General features: G+C 44.4%; 2 protein-coding genes. Both read left to right on the top strand.

The annotated features are described in order from the left end of the window. A partial coding sequence (locus Q0238_RS11085; RefSeq protein ID WP_297946025.1) for a type II secretion system protein occupies positions 1-752 on the top strand: 752 nt, incomplete at its 5' end. A gap of 12 nt (positions 753-764) precedes the next feature. Continuing rightward, positions 765-1,368 (top strand): type II secretion system protein (locus tag Q0238_RS11080; RefSeq protein ID WP_297946023.1); only part of this gene is annotated, 604 nt, incomplete at its 3' end.

Genomic DNA, 1,368 nt, shown 5'->3' with positions numbered 1-1,368 from the left:
GTAAGATGAAAAAAGGTTTTACTCTAATCGAGCTGATCTTTACCATCGTGATTTTGGCGATCACGACGATGGCGATCCCGCGTATCGTCGCGCAGACGACCGAGCTAAATGCCCTTGCGATCAAAGAGGAGCTCGTATATAACGCCAAAGCTTTTATGTCTCGTATATCTAAAGCGCAGTGGGATAGCGCATACGCGGCAGATGCTAGCTGCGGAGGTGATGCAAGCTGCATGGATAGAATTTTGACCGTAACTCCAGTCGTAGATGATTCGGGCAATAGTACCAAGGAAGTTAGACCGGGGATTTTGCCGGAAGCTAGTCAGCGTGGAATCAGCTCCCAAGCTCCAGCTACGAAAAAGCAATTTGGTAGAAATGGAATTTCTTTTGGCGGCGGTCGTTATAACGATGTTGATGACTACGATAAATTTACTACTCAAATGACAGTAGGCAATTTAGTAGGCTCTAGCAGTAGAGGTGATTTTATCCTTAATACTAGGATTAATGTCGATGTAGATTATGTAGCAGAGCCTTTTAGCGCGGCGGAGTATGCTACGGGTACCAATATAAGAGGCGTTCTTAGCGATCAACCATCTAATGGCGCCCCTACTAATATAAAGATGGTTAGGGTTGCTGCTACGGATCTAAACGACGCCGTAGCTAAAGATGGTACTGCTAAATCAGTTGTTTTAAAGGCATTTTTATCTAATATCGGCGTCGGCGTTCAGACAACCGTCACTAGACTACATAACTAATAGGAGCGCGAGATGAAAAGAGGCTTTACCCTTATAGAGCTTGTGTTTGTTATCGTAGTGCTGGGGATCATCTCGATGTTTGGCGCTGATCTATACACCAAGATCTATAAATCTTACGTGCATGTACGTGCGGTAAATCAGCTGGAAGCCAGAACGCAAAATGCGATGATGCTAATCACAAATCGCTTGGAGGATAGAATAAAAAGCTCTACCATAGGCAGAGATCTTGCCGTAAATGATTTTGTGCCGATTAGCAACCTTACTAATCCGAGATTTGATATATTAGAGTGGATCGGACAAAGCGTAGAGACGAGAAATATAAATCAGAGAACTCCAGGTTGGAGCGGCTTTATGTCAATGTCTCAACTCCGAGATAGCACATGGACGGCCGATGCGAATAATGCCGGATATATCGCAGATACTAGGGCTGCGTTTAATATGGTATCCTTGGGTAGCGATTTTCCGCGAGTAGCTAGGATAGTTCGGAATTTAAGGGCTACTGCTTACAATACTCCATCTAATAATACTCAGGTCGCCGTTATATTTAGAGCTGTTACTAATGATGCTTCGCCTACTAGCGTAGGTATAGGCTTCGGCTACGATAGGGCGGTTAGAG

It is taken from the genome of uncultured Campylobacter sp. (genome assembly GCF_938045775.1).
In the GTDB taxonomy this organism is placed as follows: Bacteria; Campylobacterota; Campylobacteria; order Campylobacterales; family Campylobacteraceae; genus Campylobacter_B.
The sequence above is the reverse complement of the archived record's forward strand: the minus strand, read 5'-3'. Positions and strand labels throughout refer to the sequence as shown.